Source organism: Stenotrophomonas sp. YJH_SMC_40 (assembly GCF_059368615.1).
The window spans coordinates 64,399-79,683 of the sequence record NZ_JCAFRX010000008.1 but is presented as its reverse complement, the minus strand read 5'-3'; the positions used below and the strand labels follow the sequence as shown (position 1 = coordinate 79,683).

General features: G+C 61.9%; 16 protein-coding genes. 8 read left to right on the top strand and 8 right to left on the bottom strand.

The window, feature by feature from the left end; translation table 11 throughout:
* Positions 1-143 precede the first annotated feature (143 nt).
* Positions 144-1,430 carry an alpha/beta hydrolase family protein gene (locus AC5P6X_RS15845; RefSeq protein ID WP_329756737.1) on the bottom strand — a complete coding sequence of 429 codons (1,287 nt, stop codon included), beginning with the start codon at positions 1,428-1,430 and terminating at the stop codon, positions 144-146.
* 145 nt (positions 1,431-1,575) lie between these two features.
* Here AC5P6X_RS15845 and AC5P6X_RS15840 point away from each other — a divergent pair, with 145 nt between their 5' ends.
* A complete protein-coding gene (locus tag AC5P6X_RS15840; protein ID WP_049403163.1) occupies positions 1,576-1,953 on the top strand; it encodes a DUF4180 domain-containing protein in 378 nt (125 codons plus the stop codon).
* 97 nt (positions 1,954-2,050) lie between these two features.
* The gene (locus AC5P6X_RS15835) at positions 2,051-2,815 is read left to right on the top strand and encodes a COG4705 family protein (RefSeq protein ID WP_123958497.1); all 765 of its coding nucleotides are present in this window, start codon (positions 2,051-2,053) and stop codon (positions 2,813-2,815) included.
* On the opposite strand, the gene AC5P6X_RS15830 is transcribed toward AC5P6X_RS15835, so the two are convergent.
* Positions 2,812-3,594: a 3-hydroxybutyrate dehydrogenase gene (locus tag AC5P6X_RS15830; protein WP_329756735.1), complete on the bottom strand. Its 783-nt coding sequence runs from the start codon at positions 3,592-3,594 to the stop codon at positions 2,812-2,814. The two genes, AC5P6X_RS15835 and AC5P6X_RS15830, sit on opposite strands and share 4 nt — an antisense overlap.
* 220 nt (positions 3,595-3,814) lie before the next feature.
* Between AC5P6X_RS15830 and AC5P6X_RS15825 the strand changes: the two genes are divergently transcribed.
* The 3 genes from AC5P6X_RS15825 to AC5P6X_RS15815 all read left to right on the top strand — a co-directional run bounded on the left by AC5P6X_RS15825 (position 3,815) and on the right by AC5P6X_RS15815 (position 7,820).
* Positions 3,815-4,162, top strand: coding sequence for a hypothetical protein (locus tag AC5P6X_RS15825; RefSeq protein ID WP_239522877.1), 348 nt, complete (start codon positions 3,815-3,817; stop codon positions 4,160-4,162).
* Between the two features lie 143 nt (positions 4,163-4,305).
* On the top strand, positions 4,306-4,614 hold the full coding sequence (locus tag AC5P6X_RS15820) for a hypothetical protein (protein ID WP_088435962.1): 309 nt from the start codon (positions 4,306-4,308) through the stop codon (positions 4,612-4,614).
* Positions 4,614-7,820, top strand: a complete 3,207-nt coding sequence (locus AC5P6X_RS15815) for a zeta toxin family protein (RefSeq protein WP_108270137.1) — start codon at positions 4,614-4,616, stop codon at positions 7,818-7,820. The genes AC5P6X_RS15820 and AC5P6X_RS15815 overlap by 1 nt, the downstream gene beginning before the upstream one ends.
* Before the next feature lie 89 nt (positions 7,821-7,909).
* Here the strand turns inward: AC5P6X_RS15815 and AC5P6X_RS15810 are convergent, their stop codons facing one another.
* Together AC5P6X_RS15810 and AC5P6X_RS15805 are read right to left on the bottom strand one after the other, a co-directional pair.
* Positions 7,910-8,389, bottom strand: coding sequence for a hypothetical protein (locus tag AC5P6X_RS15810; RefSeq protein WP_234411858.1), 480 nt, complete (start codon positions 8,387-8,389; stop codon positions 7,910-7,912).
* A gap of 79 nt (positions 8,390-8,468) precedes the next feature.
* Positions 8,469-9,203 carry a hypothetical protein gene (locus tag AC5P6X_RS15805; RefSeq protein ID WP_057501460.1) on the bottom strand — a complete coding sequence of 245 codons (735 nt, stop codon included), beginning with the start codon at positions 9,201-9,203 and terminating at the stop codon, positions 8,469-8,471.
* 700 nt (positions 9,204-9,903) lie between these two features.
* Between AC5P6X_RS15805 and AC5P6X_RS15800 the strand changes: the two genes are divergently transcribed.
* Positions 9,904-10,479: a 5' nucleotidase, NT5C type gene (locus AC5P6X_RS15800; RefSeq protein WP_165710387.1), complete on the top strand. Its 576-nt coding sequence runs from the start codon at positions 9,904-9,906 to the stop codon at positions 10,477-10,479.
* A 94-nt stretch (positions 10,480-10,573) separates the two neighbouring features.
* Here AC5P6X_RS15800 and AC5P6X_RS15795 read toward each other — a convergent pair whose 3' ends face one another.
* A complete protein-coding gene (locus AC5P6X_RS15795) occupies positions 10,574-11,413 on the bottom strand; it encodes a type 1 glutamine amidotransferase domain-containing protein (protein ID WP_329756730.1) in 840 nt (279 codons plus the stop codon).
* 97 nt (positions 11,414-11,510) lie between these two features.
* Between AC5P6X_RS15795 and AC5P6X_RS15790 the strand changes: the two genes are divergently transcribed.
* Both AC5P6X_RS15790 and AC5P6X_RS15785 read left to right on the top strand, forming a co-directional pair.
* Entirely contained in the window at positions 11,511-12,428 is a 918-nt protein-coding gene (locus AC5P6X_RS15790; RefSeq protein ID WP_329756729.1) for a LysR family transcriptional regulator, read from the top strand.
* Between the two features lie 544 nt (positions 12,429-12,972).
* Positions 12,973-13,329, top strand: coding sequence for a hypothetical protein (locus AC5P6X_RS15785; protein WP_329756727.1), 357 nt, complete (start codon positions 12,973-12,975; stop codon positions 13,327-13,329).
* Positions 13,330-13,462: 133 nt separating this feature from the next.
* Here AC5P6X_RS15785 and AC5P6X_RS15780 read toward each other — a convergent pair whose 3' ends face one another.
* From AC5P6X_RS15780 to AC5P6X_RS15770, 3 genes are all read right to left on the bottom strand, one after another.
* Positions 13,463-14,269, bottom strand: a complete 807-nt coding sequence (locus tag AC5P6X_RS15780) for a hypothetical protein (RefSeq protein ID WP_329756725.1) — start codon at positions 14,267-14,269, stop codon at positions 13,463-13,465.
* A 351-nt stretch (positions 14,270-14,620) separates the two neighbouring features.
* The gene (locus AC5P6X_RS15775) at positions 14,621-14,890 is read right to left on the bottom strand and encodes a hypothetical protein (protein ID WP_329756723.1); all 270 of its coding nucleotides are present in this window, start codon (positions 14,888-14,890) and stop codon (positions 14,621-14,623) included.
* Between the two features lie 7 nt (positions 14,891-14,897).
* The gene (locus AC5P6X_RS15770) at positions 14,898-15,158 is read right to left on the bottom strand and encodes a hypothetical protein (RefSeq protein WP_329756722.1); all 261 of its coding nucleotides are present in this window, start codon (positions 15,156-15,158) and stop codon (positions 14,898-14,900) included.
* Positions 15,159-15,285: the final 127 nt, after the last annotated feature.

Below are 15,285 nucleotides of genomic sequence, written 5' to 3'. Positions count from 1 at the left end.
GTCACCAACAGCACGCCGGCAACCAGCCAGCGGCGCCAAGGGGCCACCGCCATCCATGTGTGCAATGAAGCAAGCGGCTCGGGCCTATCTTCCATTCCCTTCCTTCATTCACCGTGGCGCTCTGCAGGCGTACACCCTACCCGCTATTCGCTCTCTCTGCGCGCGCGCCCATAGCCCCCGTGCACATCCTGCTTGATCCAATCGGCCAGCAGGCGCAGGTAGCCGTCGGTGATCCGCGTCGACACGCGATTGCCCTCGGCATCGATGCGGAACTCGACCATGCCGTGGTCGGTATCCGGGAACAGGTAGGTGTCTATCGGTTGCCCCGACGCGCGCAGGCGCGACAGGATCGAACGCGTGGCGGCAATCGGCGCGGCGCGGTCCTGCTCGGCCAGCACCCACAGCAACGGCACCTTCAGGCGGCGCAGCGCGGCCTCGGCGTCGTAGTCCCAGATCAGCTCCAGGTTGTCGAAGCGCGCGCGGCCGATCCGGCGCAGGTCGGCGTCACTCATGCGCAGCATGTCGCCGCTGTATTCGCCGTTGATGTTCTTTGCCCACGGTGCGGCACCGATCTGCGTACGCACCTTCGCCAGCGCCTCGAACCCTTCATTGAAATGCGTGCGCATCAACTGCGCAGTCGCGTCTGAAAGCTGGCCGACCTGCTTCATCGCCGTTGCATCCAGCTGCATGCGGCGTGCCTCGTCGAACAGCTGCTCGCGGTCCTCCTCGATCGGCGACACCACCAGGCCGAAACCGATCGCCACGAAATCCGCCTGCGAGCGCGTCGCCGCCAGCGGCGCGATCCACCCACCCTGGCTGCCACCGAAGTAGCCGGCGCGGCCGAATCGGCCCCTCGCCAGTTCGCGCGCCTTGGCAAGCGCCGCCGCTGCATCGTCAGCCAGCAGCTCGAAGTTCTGGGTGTACTCGCCTTCCGAATCGCCGGTGCCACGCTTCTGGTAGGCGAACACCGAAATGCCCTGGGCCACCAGCATGCGCTGGTAGATCGCCGCCACCGCCATCGTGCGTTCCGAGCCGTGCACCAACACCACCAGCGGCCGCGTCGGGTCGGCCGGCCCTGCCGGCTCGATCAACTGCCCAACCAGCTTGGTTCCCGCGCTGATGAACGTTGCATCGGTATCGCGGGTCGGCAGTCGCCGCCAGCGCTGCGTGGCTCCCGCAGGCGTCCTGAAGCTGACCACGTCGCCGCTGCAGCTCACCGGTGCGTTGGCATCGCCGGTGGCGCCACGTCGCCCGTCCAGCATCAGATAGCGCTGGCCCGTGGCCGGTGCCGCAGCGGGTGCGCCGAGCACCACGATGTTGCCCTGCTCGTCAACGTAGGCACTGGCCGTGCACAGCTCGGCGGCCGCGGCCGGCAGACCCGGACACACCAGCACCGCCATCAACAACGAACGTCCTTTCCACCCTGCCATGCCCTTTCCCGGTATCGTGAACCCGCCTCGTGCGGGCGCCCGGCGCAGCCTAGCGCGTTCGTTCGCCAGATTCATGCTGCATCTGCTTACTGTTGGCCTCTCCCATGGCCATACTGGGCAGACGATACGAACTTCAGAGCGCACGATGCACACACATGTCGAACAGATCGGCAGCACCCGCGTCCTGCGCAGCGCCGATACAGGCCCGCTTCTGGATGGCAACGCCCTGCGCGACCTGGTCGGCGATGCCCTTGGGCACCAGGCCGAGTGGATCGCCGTGCCGGTGCAGCGCCTATCGGCAGACTTCTTCGAGCTGCGCTCCGGCATGGCCGGGCAATGGCTGCAGATGCTGGTGAACTACCGCCTGCACTTCGCCGTCCTGGGCGATGTCAGCGGCTATCGCGCACAGAGCGAATCGCTGGACGCGTGGATCACCGAGTGCAACCGTGGGCACAACGGCTGCTTCGTGGCCGACTGGGACGCCCTGCTGGCACGCCTGCCGGCCCCCGCCAGCACCGGCTGAACGCCGCCCCCACGCTCACTCTCGCCGAACCCGGTTCCGACCGCGCTCTGACGCCCGCCGCCACAGCATCACCCGCAGGCTTCCCAGGCGACGTTCGATGAGTGCTTCAGACGCAGATTCCCTGCACAGCAAAGTGGCGGCGGTCACCCTCGGCTTCTGGGTGATGAAGATCGCCGCCACCACGCTCGGCGAGACCGCGGGTGACCTGCTGTCGATGACGCTCAACCTCGGCTACGTGGCCAGCTCGGCCATTCTGCTGGCGATCTTTGCCGGCCTGCTGGGCATGCAGTTGTCGGCGCGGCGCTTCCACCCGGTGCTGTTCTGGTCGGTAGTGCTGGCCACCAGCACCGCCGGCACCACCATGTCCGACCTGATCGACCGCACGCTCGGCCTGGGCTACGCCACCGGCGCCAGTCTGCTGGCCGGCTGCCTGGCGCTGGTGCTGCTGGCTTGGCGGGTGTCGGAAAAGTCGATCTCGGTCAGCAACATCGCATCGCGCCGCGCCGAAGGCTTCTACTGGACCGCCGTGCTGTTCTCCAACACCCTCGGCACCGCGCTGGGTGATTTCCTCGCCGACGATTCCGGGCTGGGCTTCACCGGCGGCGCACTGCTGATCGGCAGCCTCATCGCGCTCACCGCACTGGCCAGCCGCATCACGGGCATCAACCGGGTCATCCTGTTCTGGATCGCCTTCGTGCTCACCCGCCCGTTCGGCGCCACCTTCGGCGATCTGCTCACCAAGCCGCTGGAAAAGGGCGGCCTGGGCTTCGGCACGGTGGGCTCGTCGCTGGTGCTGTTCACCATTCTCGCCACGCTGGTGGCATTGCCCATGCTGCAGCGTAAAGCACAGCCAGCCAGCTAGCGCGCCGTCCAGCCCCCATCCACCGGCAGCGCCGTGCCGGTGATCTGTGCAGCGGCATCCGAGGCCAGGAACACCACCATCTCGCCCAGCTGCTCGGGCGTCACGAACTGCAACGACGGCTGCTTCTCAGCCAGCAGCTCACGCGCGGCGGTCTCCTGATCCGTGCCTTCGCGCTCGGCCAACGCGGTGATCTGCTGCTCGACCAGCGCCGTCCGCACCCAGCCCGGGCAGATCGCATTGGCGGTAATGCCCGTACCCGCATTCTCCAGCGCGGTCACCTTGGTGAAGCCCACCACGCCATGCTTGGCCGCCACGTAGGCCGACTTGTTCACCGAGCCCACCAACCCGTGCACCGACGCAATGTTGATGATGCGGCCGGCGCCCTGCTGCTTCATGTGGGGCAAGGCCGCCGCCGTCGCATGGAACACCGCCGAGAGATTCAGCGCCAGAATCGCATCCCACTTTTCGACCGGGAATTCCTCGATCGACGCGGTGTGCTGGATGCCCGCGTTGTTTACCAGGATGTCGATGCGCCCCATCGTCGCGACGGCGCGATCGATCATCCCGCGCACCGCCTCGCCATGGGAAAGGTCGGCGCCGTCATGCGCCACGCGCACGCCGAACTCGGCTTCCAGTTTGGAACGGATGCGTTCGATTTCCGCCGCATCGCCGAAGCCGTTCAGCACGATATCGGCACCTTGCCGCGCCAGGGCTGTGGCAATGCCAAGGCCTATGCCACTGGTGGAGCCGGTGACCACCGCGACCTTTCCACTGAACATGGGTGAGCTTCCATCGGGGGTAGGCAGCCAGTGTAGCTTCGTGGATCCAGACCACGCGTGTACGCGTTTCCATCAACGCCCCTCGTCCCTCCAAAAAATCCCGCTCCTCGATCAATGCAGCAGGCAACCCACCCAATCGGTGTCGCAAATGACATTGGACCCGCCGAGGCATGTGCGGATACTCTCGAATCCGCATGGATTGCCCGGAAAGGTGAAAGTAGTGGCCCATTCTTCCCCACCCGTTCCAGCCAAACTCCGGGAAATTCTCAAAGACTACCCGGGCCATATCGAACAACTGCAGAAGGTTCTCAATTCGGTAATGGACAGAAGAATCCGGTCCATCCCACCCTTTGAGGCCGCAGTCTGGCTACTAGAGGACCACCTTAGTGGCTTTATCTCCGAGGCGCGAGCTGAACTGGCAACCGCAGATGCGTCAGGCAACCCCGAAGCTATCGCCCAGGCTCAAGGGAAGGTGGAGCTCATGTTCTTCGCTGGGTCCGGCGGGATAGGCTTGCTCAGGCTCGACGAACTCAGAAAGCACTTCGATCTTCATGCAGGAGGCATCTAACGACTCCTTTCGATACTCGGCAGCTACAGATGGCATTGAACTCACCATTGCAAGTACAGATACTCATGAAAACGTGCAAGACCACTGAATAGGTGTCGACTATGCTTCAATCCACTCCTCCAGTTCCAGCCAAGCTCCGCGAAATGCTCAAGGACTATCCGGAGCATATCGAACGATTGCAGGAAGTCCTCAATCGATCAGTTGAGCGATCACGCCAAATTCCACTGATGCCTTTCGATGACGCGATCTCTGCTTTGGATGGAAGGCTGGGAACTTTCGTTATGGAAGCTCGCGCCGAACTTGCGGCTGCCGAGAAATCGGCAGACCCAAAGGCGATGGCTCAGGCCCATGAGAAGGAGCGACTGATGTCGTTCGCTAGGTCCCGCAACATCGGCATGGCCGAAATTGACGATTTATGGGAGTACTTTAAAGTCAACTTCAGGAGACTGTGATGGCCTCCGTCGATGATCGCCTTTCGTCAGATTTGCATCAAGAAATATTATGGAAAGAGATCATTCCAAAAAGCGGCATAGATGGTCGAACGTCATATAACAATCCCAAAGCGATCATACTCTCCGGGCAGCCTGGCGCTGGCAAGGGTAGTCTAGAGCGTGAGGTGAGGGCAGAACTGCACAAAGATGTCATTACGATCGATCCAGACGAACTGCGCGATGAACATCGGCACGTTGAACGCCTGCGTCAACAGTACCCCTACACTTGGTCCGGGTATACCCACGCGGACGCTAGCCAGTGGGCCAAGGAACTCCGTTCTGCGGCGATCGACGGCCGCAAGAACCTTATCCTCGATACCACCTTGGGTAATGGCGATAGCGCCGTTGCCTTGATCAAGAATCTCCAGGCCAAGGGCTACGAAGTGGAGATTCGGGGAGTTGTCGCACATCGGTTGGAAAGCGAGCTTGGTGTCGACCGAAGGTTTACTGACAAGCTGGACGACGAAGGCTTCGGCCGCTACGTCCCCGAAGACGTGCGCAAGCACGTTTACGATGCCCTGCCCGGAAATCTGGACAAGGTCCAGGCCGAGACCGGCATCCAGATTCGACTCTACGGACGCGAAGGCGCTCAGGTCTACGACAGCCATAGCGATACCCGTCTACCGGGCGCAGCGCTGGAAGCCGAACGCGAGGCTCGGCTGAAAGACCCCCGAATCACCCAATCATTGCGCGATGGCTGGCGCGCACAAGGCCGCTGGCACGCCGAGCTTACGGACACCCTGCCCCTCAACGACAAGGTCAGCCCACCAACAGCGGCAGCCGTTCTCGATGAGCGCGCAACGCTCAAGGTTGTTGAAGGCATTACGCCCAACATCCAGGAAGCACGCAGCGTCGACCACACCATCCGCGTGCGCCCAAACATGGTGCGGGGCGCCGTCATCGGTGGTGCCGCTGCGACGGTTGTTGAAGCTGCCTCAGAAGGAACAAAGATCGCCGATCTGTACGCACGCGACAACCGGACGGGCGCAGAAGCTGCGCTGTTGGACTTCGGTGCACGCAGCGTCGGCGGTTGGACCGGCGCGGCAGTGGGCGCCAAGGTCGGTACGCTGCTGGGCATCGAGTCCGGCCCCGGCGCCATTGTTACCGGCATCATCGGTGGCGGGTTAGGCGCCTGGGGTGGCAGTGAGATCGTCGATTGGATCGAGAAGTACCAGATCAACAATCAGGCCGACAGCACCGGTAGGGTCTGGACGTTTGACCCGGCGCATCCCGAGAATGGCTGGACACACAGCGAGCGGGAGATCGTAGGCACCGTCGGTACCCTGGCCGATCGCCCGATCTACGGCGCGACCACGCTGCTCACGGCCGACGCCGAATTGACCCAGCAACTGAACTACCAGGCCTCAAGCCGGGCCGTCGGGCTGCGGCTGTCCGAGCCTGATCAACCGATCAATCCCTTCAGCATTGCCGGCGACGCCAGCGATACACCCAGCGCCCTTCCGCGCTCCTGGGAGCGCAACCCGGAGACCGGCGAATGGCGGCGCGAGGTCGTCCATCAGGTCCTCGAGCACGGCATCAAAAACACCACGGTCGAAGTAGCCGACGCCACCAAGGCTGCCCAGCTTGATGAAGCTGCACAGGGCATCATGGCCTTCAATGCCGCCCGCAGCTCGGCGGCCTTTGCCAAGCAGTATGAGGAGGCCTACACCGCACAGGGCTGGTCCCAGTACGGAGCTATTCCTGATGAAGTGATCTGGGCCCGTGAGCATCCCGATCACGTACTCGCCTCCGACGGACGCACCTATCAGCATCAGGGCGATGGTGAGTGGCTGCATGACGGTTGGATCTACGATTCGCTGGCCGAGGGCAACATCCGCGACGAGTTGAACAGTACCTACCCGCAGATCCGGGCCATCCAACAGATGGAGGCGCCCGTACCCAGCGCCCACGAACGCAGTATCGAGGCATTGACCGCCAACGAGCGCGATGCCCGCGACCAGGCCATGCAGGAAGCCAATCGACTTGGCGTCGCTGCACCGCAGGTGCAGCAGGTGGCCGCCGCTGCTGTGGCTGAGGTTCGCGGCGAGCACGCCGAAGAACGCCTGACGCCACAAGCCGTGATCGATACGCGCACCGTTGAGCATGCTGCACTGGCGCCCAACACATCACCCTTGTTACAGGAGCATCGCGCTCCTACGCCTGCAGTGCCGACGCCATCGAATCCTGCGGAACCCGTGCGGGAACCGGCTCGCCGCGAAGTATCCCAACAGGAGCCGATCGCTGCCTCTGCAACGCAACCTGCGCGGGATGAGTCAAGCGAGCGACAAGCGCATGCCGAGGCAAACCCTCCTGCGCACACGATGCCGGCAGCTCCTGTGCCGTCACCCAGGATTCCCTCCGCTGAGCGATCTCCCGCGCAGCCAGAAGTGAGTGCGCTACCGACGCCGGATATCGGGTACCCGGCTCCCGCGCAGGAGCCCGTTGCAACTGACCCACACTCCCCGGCCCCGCCAATCCAGACCGAAGTGGCTGAAGCCGTGCCGGCTACTGCCCGCCTCCACGAAGCCGAAGCGAAGTCGGCGCCGATCCAGCCGGAGTCAGACGTTCCAGTCGCCCTCGCAGCAGCCGAGCCAGCTACGCCCGCGCTGATGACAGACGCGGCGACCCAAGTCTCGCAGCACGAGCCTCCCTACACGCCACCACCCGTGGAGGCACCGGCGGCATCACCCTCAAGCGCAACGATCCAGGAACCCGAAGCGCCGCCCGCGCCCCTGCTGCCTACCCAGCCCGAGCATCCCGATCATGCGCTCTACCAACAGGTGCGCGAAGGCGTAGCGGCGCTGGACGCCAAACACGGTCGCACCTTCGACGAAGCCAGCGAGCGCATGACCGCCAGCCTGCTGGTACTGGCCAAGGACAACGACCTGGACCGCGTCGACCACGTACTGCTGAGCAACGCCACCGCAGACAAACCGGCCGGTCACACCCTGTTTGTGGTCCAAGGCGAGCCCAGCGATCCCGGCCACCAGCGCGCAGCGATGCCGACCGAACTGGCTGCGCAGACCACGGTTGAAGAATCCATGCAGCAGTTCGACGCCGTCAGCCGCGAAGCGCAGCAGCGCGCCATCGCCAACCAGCTTGAGCAGCAGCTGGAAGATCAGCGCGTGCAGCAGGATATCCAGATCCGCGCCGCCAGCATGGGCTGAGTGGGTGAAACACGTTCGAAATAATTCACAACAACCCGCCCTCCTGGCCCCTCTGTTTGCCAATCGGTGCCACTGCTATCGCCGCACAATCAAAAGAACAGACCGGCCCGATCAACGGTCGCCAGCGGATTGGCCTTCCGCACCGCCTCCAGGAACAGCAGGAAATCGCGGTTGAACAGCGTCAGGTTGTTGGTGAACGTCACGCACTTTCTGCCCGACGCTTTGCTGAAGCACACCCGCCAGACATAGCGTGAATAGATGACGTCGGACGTTCGTGTGACTGAGGTGATCTGCGAAAGCGGAACCGCCGTGGGCACCGGCCCACGCCGCAGGTAGAAGGATTCTGTATCAAAGAAATAGTGCTCGCGATCCTCTTTTCCATCCACCATCACCAAGGTCATGGACCTGCCGGAAATCCTGCGCGGGGCATGCAAATGCCGCCCCGATTTCACGTACGAGCGAGCAGTTGCTGACATCCGCCGAAGGGTGAACCAGAGGATCACCAACGGAAGGGCCGCGAGGACAATGAAACCTACAGTCTTCAAAACAGTTTCCAGCGTGCTGGGCACACAGATCTCCAGGATGAACTTTCAGGCGATACCCAAGTAGATCCACGTCACGCGTGGATGGCTCTCCCCCAACGCCCTTTCACTTCCAGTGATCCGGCCCCAGGAACGGCAGGCTCAACACAAACACCGGAACCGCCACAGGGATCAACGCCGCGCCGAGCACCTTGCCCGCCGCCGAACCCACACCCGGCTTGTCCTCCCTCTCCGGCAGGATCCGCTGCGCCCGCGCATTGATCGGCTGTGCCAGCTTCCCCTTCTCCGCCAGCGCCGCAGCATCCGGCAACTGCACCCGCTCGCCTTCGCCCTCGAACAGCGCGCTGTAATAGCTGCCGCCCTTCCTTGAAAGATTGCAGGCGCGGTCAAACGCCAGCGCGTAGCGGGTCCGGTCCATCGGCAGGTAGTAGCGCGACCGCTCCTCCACGGCCTTGGCCTCACGCGGGAGTACCTCAATCCGCTCCAGCTTGAACTGCGCGGCCTGTTCCGCCGTCACCTGCTCCGGCCGCAGCAGCAGCGCATAGCTGCCGTGCACCTTGGACTTGTTAGCCGGGTCGCGCCAATCCTCATGGAAGTACATCTGCGCGCAGGCCACCGCCTCGCGCAGCGGGCTGTCCATCAGCGCGCGGTACTCGCGGAACGGCGCGGCATTGAAGCGCATCGGCTCGTCATAGCGCGGCAACAGGTACAGCTGGCCGTCGTCGGCCACGAACGCACTGGTGATCTCGCGGCTTGAGGCGTGCTCCTCCGGGCCACTGGCACAGCCGGACAGCAGGCCAAGGCACAGGGCGGAGAAGGTGAAGAGGATGGACGTTCGCATGTCGTGTTGGTGGGCTTCCCTGGGAAAACGGCCCCGGCCGGAAGGACGAGGCCAGCCCATCATGGTGCCATGCCGGCCTTGCCCTGCCCAATCAAACTGCTGGAGATCGAGCGGGTTCAAGCCGCTGGCGCTGGTCGGCGTGATATATTGAGTGCGCCTGGACATGCATGTTCAGTGACGTTCCTGGATCAGTCTGGAACGAGCGCCACAGGCATATCCCCGTTCGGCCTTTCCGTAGCGCGTTGGGATTATCCAATCACCAGCGCGCCAGATTGCTCCTTGGTTGGCGAAATGAACCAGTGGCTGGGGCCATTCGTCTTGGCCAACGGCCAGAGCAGCCACTCGGCATGCCTTTGAAGAATCGCCGCGATATATACCGCATTTCAAGCGTGCCGATTACGGCATCTGCCGGGCGGCATCGCCGTGAGGCGATGCCCATCTCAGTTTCAATTCTGGTTGGTGGTGCCCGTATTGTGTTGTTACGGCGCGGTGCACCGTCCCGCTGCAGCAGCGCCTGATGGACTCAAGAGGCACTCTGGCGTTCCGCATTGGTGGGGTTGCAGGCCATCACTCTTTCGCCCTGGACCGACGCCAGCGGCATCGCGATTGCTGCCATGTCTGTCGCAATTGCCAAGCACTTTGCCCCGCTACTGGGGAACCGATGAAGAAGAAAGCCCACTCTTGAAAGGAGAACGCGCAAATGAACGCTGATGATGTGAAGACCATGCCGGTGATGGACCCGCTCGCCAACCAACACATAGATGGATCGAGTGCATCCAGACGCACCATCTACGTAGACCTTGATGGTGTCATGGCCGACTTCGACGCGGCATTCCCCGCCGTGTTTGGCCTGGACCACCGCGTGCTTGCCGACGATGAAATGTGGGGGCACATCAACAACCACCCGTCATTCTTCCGCGACCTTCCGCCGATGCAAGGTGCAGTGGAGTTTTTCCACAGCATCCACCACTTGAACCCGGTGATTCTCACGGCCTGCCCGAAATCAAACTATCCGCTCGCTGCCATCCAGAAGCGGCTGTGGGTTCGCGAACACCTGTCAGCGACCTGCCTGGTGCTGCCTGTGCTTGGCGGGAGGCACAAGCCGCTCTTCATGCACCAGCCGGGCGATGTTCTGATCGATGATTTCAAAGAGAACTGTGATGCCTGGACAGCGGCCGGAGGCGTAGCAATCAGGCACGCCGGCGATTGGGCCGCGACGCGTCACGCGCTTTCCCAGATTGAAGATCTGTCAGGGGCAGCGCTCGCGAAGGGCTGATGCCCGCTCTGCCGACCACGCTGGCACCTCCACAGACAGGCCGAGGCGCTGGCCCCCTCGGCCCACAAGGCCGGCACCCTGCTTCGTAGCCCCCTTACTTCAACCGCTCCACCAACCGCTGCCCTACCTCCAGCGCCGAAGCCGGGTTCTGCCCGGTAATCAGCTCGCGGTCCACCACCACATGCCCGGTCCACGGCCTGGCATTGCTGCTGAACGTCGCACCCGCCCGCTGCAACGCGGTCTGCGGGTAGAACTTCATCTCACCACCGCCCAGCAGCGGCTTGGCCTGCTCTTCTTCCTGGTTGCTGATCACCGTCATCTGGTAGCCGCTGTAGATCCACTTCGGCATGGCCGGCATCGCACCCGCTTCCAGCGTCGCCACGAAACCATCGGCATCCGGCAGCGTGGACAGCAGCGCGATCGGCCCATGGCAGACCAGCGCGGTGGTCTTGTTGCGCTGGTGGAAGTCGGCCAGCAGCCGACCCAGCGCGTGGCTCTTCAGCAGGTCCTGCATCGGCGCGTGGCCACCGGGAATGTAGACCGCATCGAAGCGCGCGTAACCCTGCTGCTCCACGCGCGCCAGGCTGACCACCGGCGAGGCCGTCGGTGAGGTCAGCGCCAGCTTCTCCAGCAAGTCCTTGTGCAGCGTCAGCTGCACGGCATCGTTGCCGAAGTACGCCGGCGTCACCGAGGACGCATCCACCGTCGGCGCCCTCCCCTGCGGCGTGGCGAAGGTCACTTCATGGCCCGCGTCCAGCAGCAGCTTGACCGGCTGCATCAGCTCGTTGAGATAGAAGCCGGTGGACAGAACCTTGCCGTCCTTCAGGTCCAGGTGGTTTTCGTCGGACAGCACCACCAGCACGTTGGCGGCATGCGCGCCGCTGGCGGCCAGGGTCAGGGCCAGCGCTGCGGCCAGCCGGGTCATCAGGTTCATGGGGAGCTCCTAATCAGGGAATGGCGGCCACTTTATTCATCGCCCCAGCGGCGATAAATTGGCTCCATCGCAAAACATCTGTTCCCCGGAGAGCCAAATGAGCCGCAAGTTCGACTACCTGGGCGATGTGGAGGTGTTCCTGGCGGTGGTCGAGCACGGCTCGTTCACGGCCGGCGCCGTGGCGCTGTCCACCACGCCCTCGGTGCTGAGCCGCGCAGTCACCCGTCTGGAAGCGCGGCTGGGCCGGCAGCTGCTGCAGCGGACCACCCGCCGCGTGGGCCTGACCGACGCCGGGCGGCTCTATCTCGAACAGGTGCGCACCGCTTTCGGCCTGCTGGACGACGCCGAGCGCGACGTACTGGCCCAGGACGGTGCGCTGGCTGGCCGCGTGCGCCTGAGCGTGCCCACCACCTATGGCCACTACCGGCTACCGCCCGTGCTGGCGCGCTTTGCGCAGCAGTACCCGCAGGTGCAGGTGGAACTGAACATCACCAACCGCAACGTGGACCTGGTGGCCGAAGGCTTCGACCTGGCCATCCGCCTGGGCCAGCTGCCGGACAGCGGGCTGGTGGGGCGGAAGCTGGAAGACGCCCCGCTGCTGCTGGTGGCCTCGCCGCAGTACCTGCAGCGCTGCGGCACGCCACAGACGCTGGACGACCTGCAGCAGCACCTGTGCCTGCCCTTCGTGATGCCGCGCACCGGGCGGCTGGCGCCCTGGATCTTCCGCGACGGCGGGCGCGACGTGGACTGGCTGCCGCGTTCGTCCATCGAGACTTCCGACGATGTACTGGGCGTGGTGTCGCTGGCCGAACAGGGCATCGGCATCTGCCAGAGCTATGAGTTCATCGTGCGCGAGCGGTTGCAGCGTGGGCAGCTGGTGGAGGTGCTGCCGCAGCTGCGCGGGCGGTCGAGGCCGTTCTCGGTGATCTATGCGCCGCATCGGCGGCAGTCGGCGGCGGCAAGGGCGATGATTGAGTTGCTGGTAGGGAATGCGGTTGAGGATCGCGTTGGTTGAAGCCGGAAGGCTTGTTAGCGGTGTCGGGTTTGAACCGCTTCTCGTGCTGTGCGGCTGATCGCGTGCCGTTGTTTGGCGAGGCGGATTAAGAACTGTTGCAAAGAAGGCTGTCGCGCTATTCGCTTGTGGCACGGGCGATTGCGCCACTTTGTTTCGCCATCAGCAGAGCAGCTGCGCGAATGCGTCTGCTGGCGTCGCGTGCTGCACGAATGGTGCATGCAACAATAGTTCTTCGCTTTCGGATTCCGCGATTCCTTCGCGAATTTCTATTGGCATTCGAAGCGGCTGCGTAAACACCATGGCGTGCCACCGACAACGGGTGGCAGCGGGCGTCCAAACCCGAGACAGATAGTTGTTTACGCTTGCCCGTCGGCACCGCCCTTAACCGGTGCCGGCGGGCAATCCGTCGGCCTTTATGGCGGGCGGTGCGTGGGGGTCTTCGGACCCGCCGGTTATTGACAACTGTCTGTCCCGGTTTGGAACCCGCACCGTCCGCCACCTCTTCGCGGTGGCGCTGTTAAGCACAGTCACGGAAGCCGACGCCATGAACGAATCCGACACCTTCTCCTCGTACGCCGTCGTTGAGCCCATCAACGACGACACTCCCCTGCCCGACCTGAACTCCCTGCTCGGCATCCTCACGCGCATTCGCGCGGGTGAGGGAGCCGACGGGCTGCCCTGGCCAGAGAACGATGTATCACCCGGCCGCCGCGTGAGCCTGGCGAAGAGCGAGCGTGCGATGGTGGGCGCGCTGACGGTGCTGGAGGTGTTGCACGCGGCAGACCGCTGCCGGGTGGCAGCGGAGCCGGAGCGGCATTTGGATGAGGGGGTGGTTGATGGGTTGTTTCTGGCTTGCCGGGGACTGGTTGAGTGGGCTTGCCGGGAGATTAGGCCGGAGTAACCACTCTTGGTCACGCAAATGCTTGCAGAGGAAACCAGTGCCTGCTTCTCACCACTACACTAAGGATGTTCAACACTTGAATTAAGCCAAACCGGGAAGCGGATTCGGCTCAAATGAGCAATCGGATTGCCAATTACGCAACCCGAGGACCTTCTGGCTTTGGATACATAGGAAGCTCAAAGAAATGACTGTGTGCCATGACGGGACTAATCTGACCATGCCAGAAGGGGATCGTTTTCCACCGAAACTGGGAAATATGAATACTTCCATCTATTGAGTAGAAATGCAATTTCGCATTTAGCACTATTTCAATCGATTTCGACCCATGCCCGAGTGCCTTAGCAAAAAGCGAACTGAGTATCATTGTTGGAAATTCAACTTCGCGCGGCTGCCCTGGGGCGCAATTGGCCAGGTCAGTCGTCCATTTCAAGTAAAGCGGCACTCCACATCCGCTCCCGTCCGGATTGCGGAAATTTAGTTGACTCTTCGGGCCACCCCCTACATCGTGTGGCATGGCGGGTATTACTTCCACTCCAATGGCCTTGAGCCCCAAAGGAATATCGAATGAATTCTCAGTTTCGAGAGTCCATTCGATGGTCACTTCCAACGCGGGGCTTTGGCCAAAATTCTGAAGCTTGAACGCGGGTGGAGAAGGCGAATTATCCTTCCAGTGATTTCTGGCTAAATAGACAGCTTCTCCATTGAGCGTATCCTTATGTGGCCAGACAAACTGCAAGTCAAGAAAATCCTTCTCAAGGATAAGCTTCGGCTCCAGCTCAAGCTGCCTTGCCAGTTTCGCCTCATTAACCGCATCGCGGGCTGCTCTTGCACTCTCTCGGGAGGTCCAGGCGCCATAGGCAGCGAAAACAGCTGCTGCGGCGGTACCGAGGGCTGCAACTACATCGACCCAATCAGAGGATTGCGTAATCGAAGTGGGCATCGATATTCTTCAATAACCTAAATACCAAAAAAAGTGCTGCATCGAGGGCCTTGCTCTTGACACCACTGATCTTAGGCCGGCATGGCCCGGCCAACACGTCTATTCATAACCATACTCGGAAAATACTGACTACCTCAACATATCTCAACCCAAAGGCAGATGGATGTCCATCTTGGGCGAACAACTGACGTCAAATGGCCAGAAGTACCAGAACCAGGTCCGCCAGCGAGGCAGTTTCGCTTGAACCAATCATCAGAAGCCACCGACTGCCGCAGCACCCAACTTCTGATTAAAGCCTACATAAGCTGAGACATGAAACGGCGTCATCCTGAACGATCTACCAAGTGAGATTTACGCGACCGTTACCTTTGGCGGGATCGCCGCAATTATTGCCCTTTCCGCCATCTCAACGAAGTATTGCTGATTGCTCAGAAACTGCTGCTCTTCAGAATTGAATCGATTGTCTGGATCGACATCTTGAAGAGCTCCCCTAGAAACAAAGCACGAAATATCGAGACCTAGAAAACTAACTTGAAAGCTGTACCCATCAACAGTCTTAACGCCTTTTCCCGTATAAATTGCTTTCATCTTATCCCCTATATTGCTGGATTGTGCCGTCACCCTGCGATCATAGCTCAATCCGCAAGTACGCCCAGTGGTTCTGGAGCAGCGGAACCAGCTGTTTCTTTAGCAGGTCACGCGCCGTGTCTGCCTCTACTGAAATTCCATGGGAGCCATCCCGACGAACCACAGTGACACCCTCTAGCCATTCGATATCATGAGCGAGCGCGTCCATATGCATCTCAAACTCATGTTCTTCAGGCATAAAATGACAGTGAGTATCGAGATCATCACTCGTTATCTCTCGGAATACGAAATGATACAGCATGCTCCCCCTCTTAATTCTTAGCACCAGCAATAGCCGCGAATCGATTCAGCTCAAACTAATTCAGCGCAATAAAGCTAGATCCTAGGGCTGCCGAGCCCTTCTATCAAGCCAATCGAATCGAGCAGCC

Bases quoted from the DNA above. Each gene is read 5' to 3' on its own strand.
- AC5P6X_RS15835 (WP_123958497.1), top strand. From the start codon at position 2,051: ATGAGTGCTTCAGACGCAGATTCCCTGCACAGCAAAGTGGCGGCGGTC.
- AC5P6X_RS15770 (WP_329756722.1), bottom strand. From the start codon at position 15,158: ATGCTGTATCATTTCGTATTCCGAGAGATAACGAGTGATGATCTCGAT.
- AC5P6X_RS15845 (WP_329756737.1), bottom strand. From the start codon at position 1,430: ATGGCAGGGTGGAAAGGACGTTCGTTGTTGATGGCGGTGCTGGTGTGT.
- AC5P6X_RS15795 (WP_329756730.1), bottom strand. From the start codon at position 11,413: ATGAACCTGATGACCCGGCTGGCCGCAGCGCTGGCCCTGACCCTGGCC.
- AC5P6X_RS15840 (WP_049403163.1), top strand. From the start codon at position 1,576: ATGCACACACATGTCGAACAGATCGGCAGCACCCGCGTCCTGCGCAGC.
- AC5P6X_RS15790 (WP_329756729.1), top strand. From the start codon at position 11,511: ATGAGCCGCAAGTTCGACTACCTGGGCGATGTGGAGGTGTTCCTGGCG.
- AC5P6X_RS15830 (WP_329756735.1), bottom strand. From the start codon at position 3,594: ATGTTCAGTGGAAAGGTCGCGGTGGTCACCGGCTCCACCAGTGGCATA.
- AC5P6X_RS15805 (WP_057501460.1), bottom strand. From the start codon at position 9,203: ATGCGAACGTCCATCCTCTTCACCTTCTCCGCCCTGTGCCTTGGCCTG.
- AC5P6X_RS15785 (WP_329756727.1), top strand. From the start codon at position 12,973: ATGAACGAATCCGACACCTTCTCCTCGTACGCCGTCGTTGAGCCCATC.
- AC5P6X_RS15820 (WP_088435962.1), top strand. From the start codon at position 4,306: ATGCTCAAGGACTATCCGGAGCATATCGAACGATTGCAGGAAGTCCTC.
- AC5P6X_RS15815 (WP_108270137.1), top strand. From the start codon at position 4,614: ATGGCCTCCGTCGATGATCGCCTTTCGTCAGATTTGCATCAAGAAATA.
- AC5P6X_RS15800 (WP_165710387.1), top strand. From the start codon at position 9,904: ATGAACGCTGATGATGTGAAGACCATGCCGGTGATGGACCCGCTCGCC.
- AC5P6X_RS15780 (WP_329756725.1), bottom strand. From the start codon at position 14,269: ATGCCCACTTCGATTACGCAATCCTCTGATTGGGTCGATGTAGTTGCA.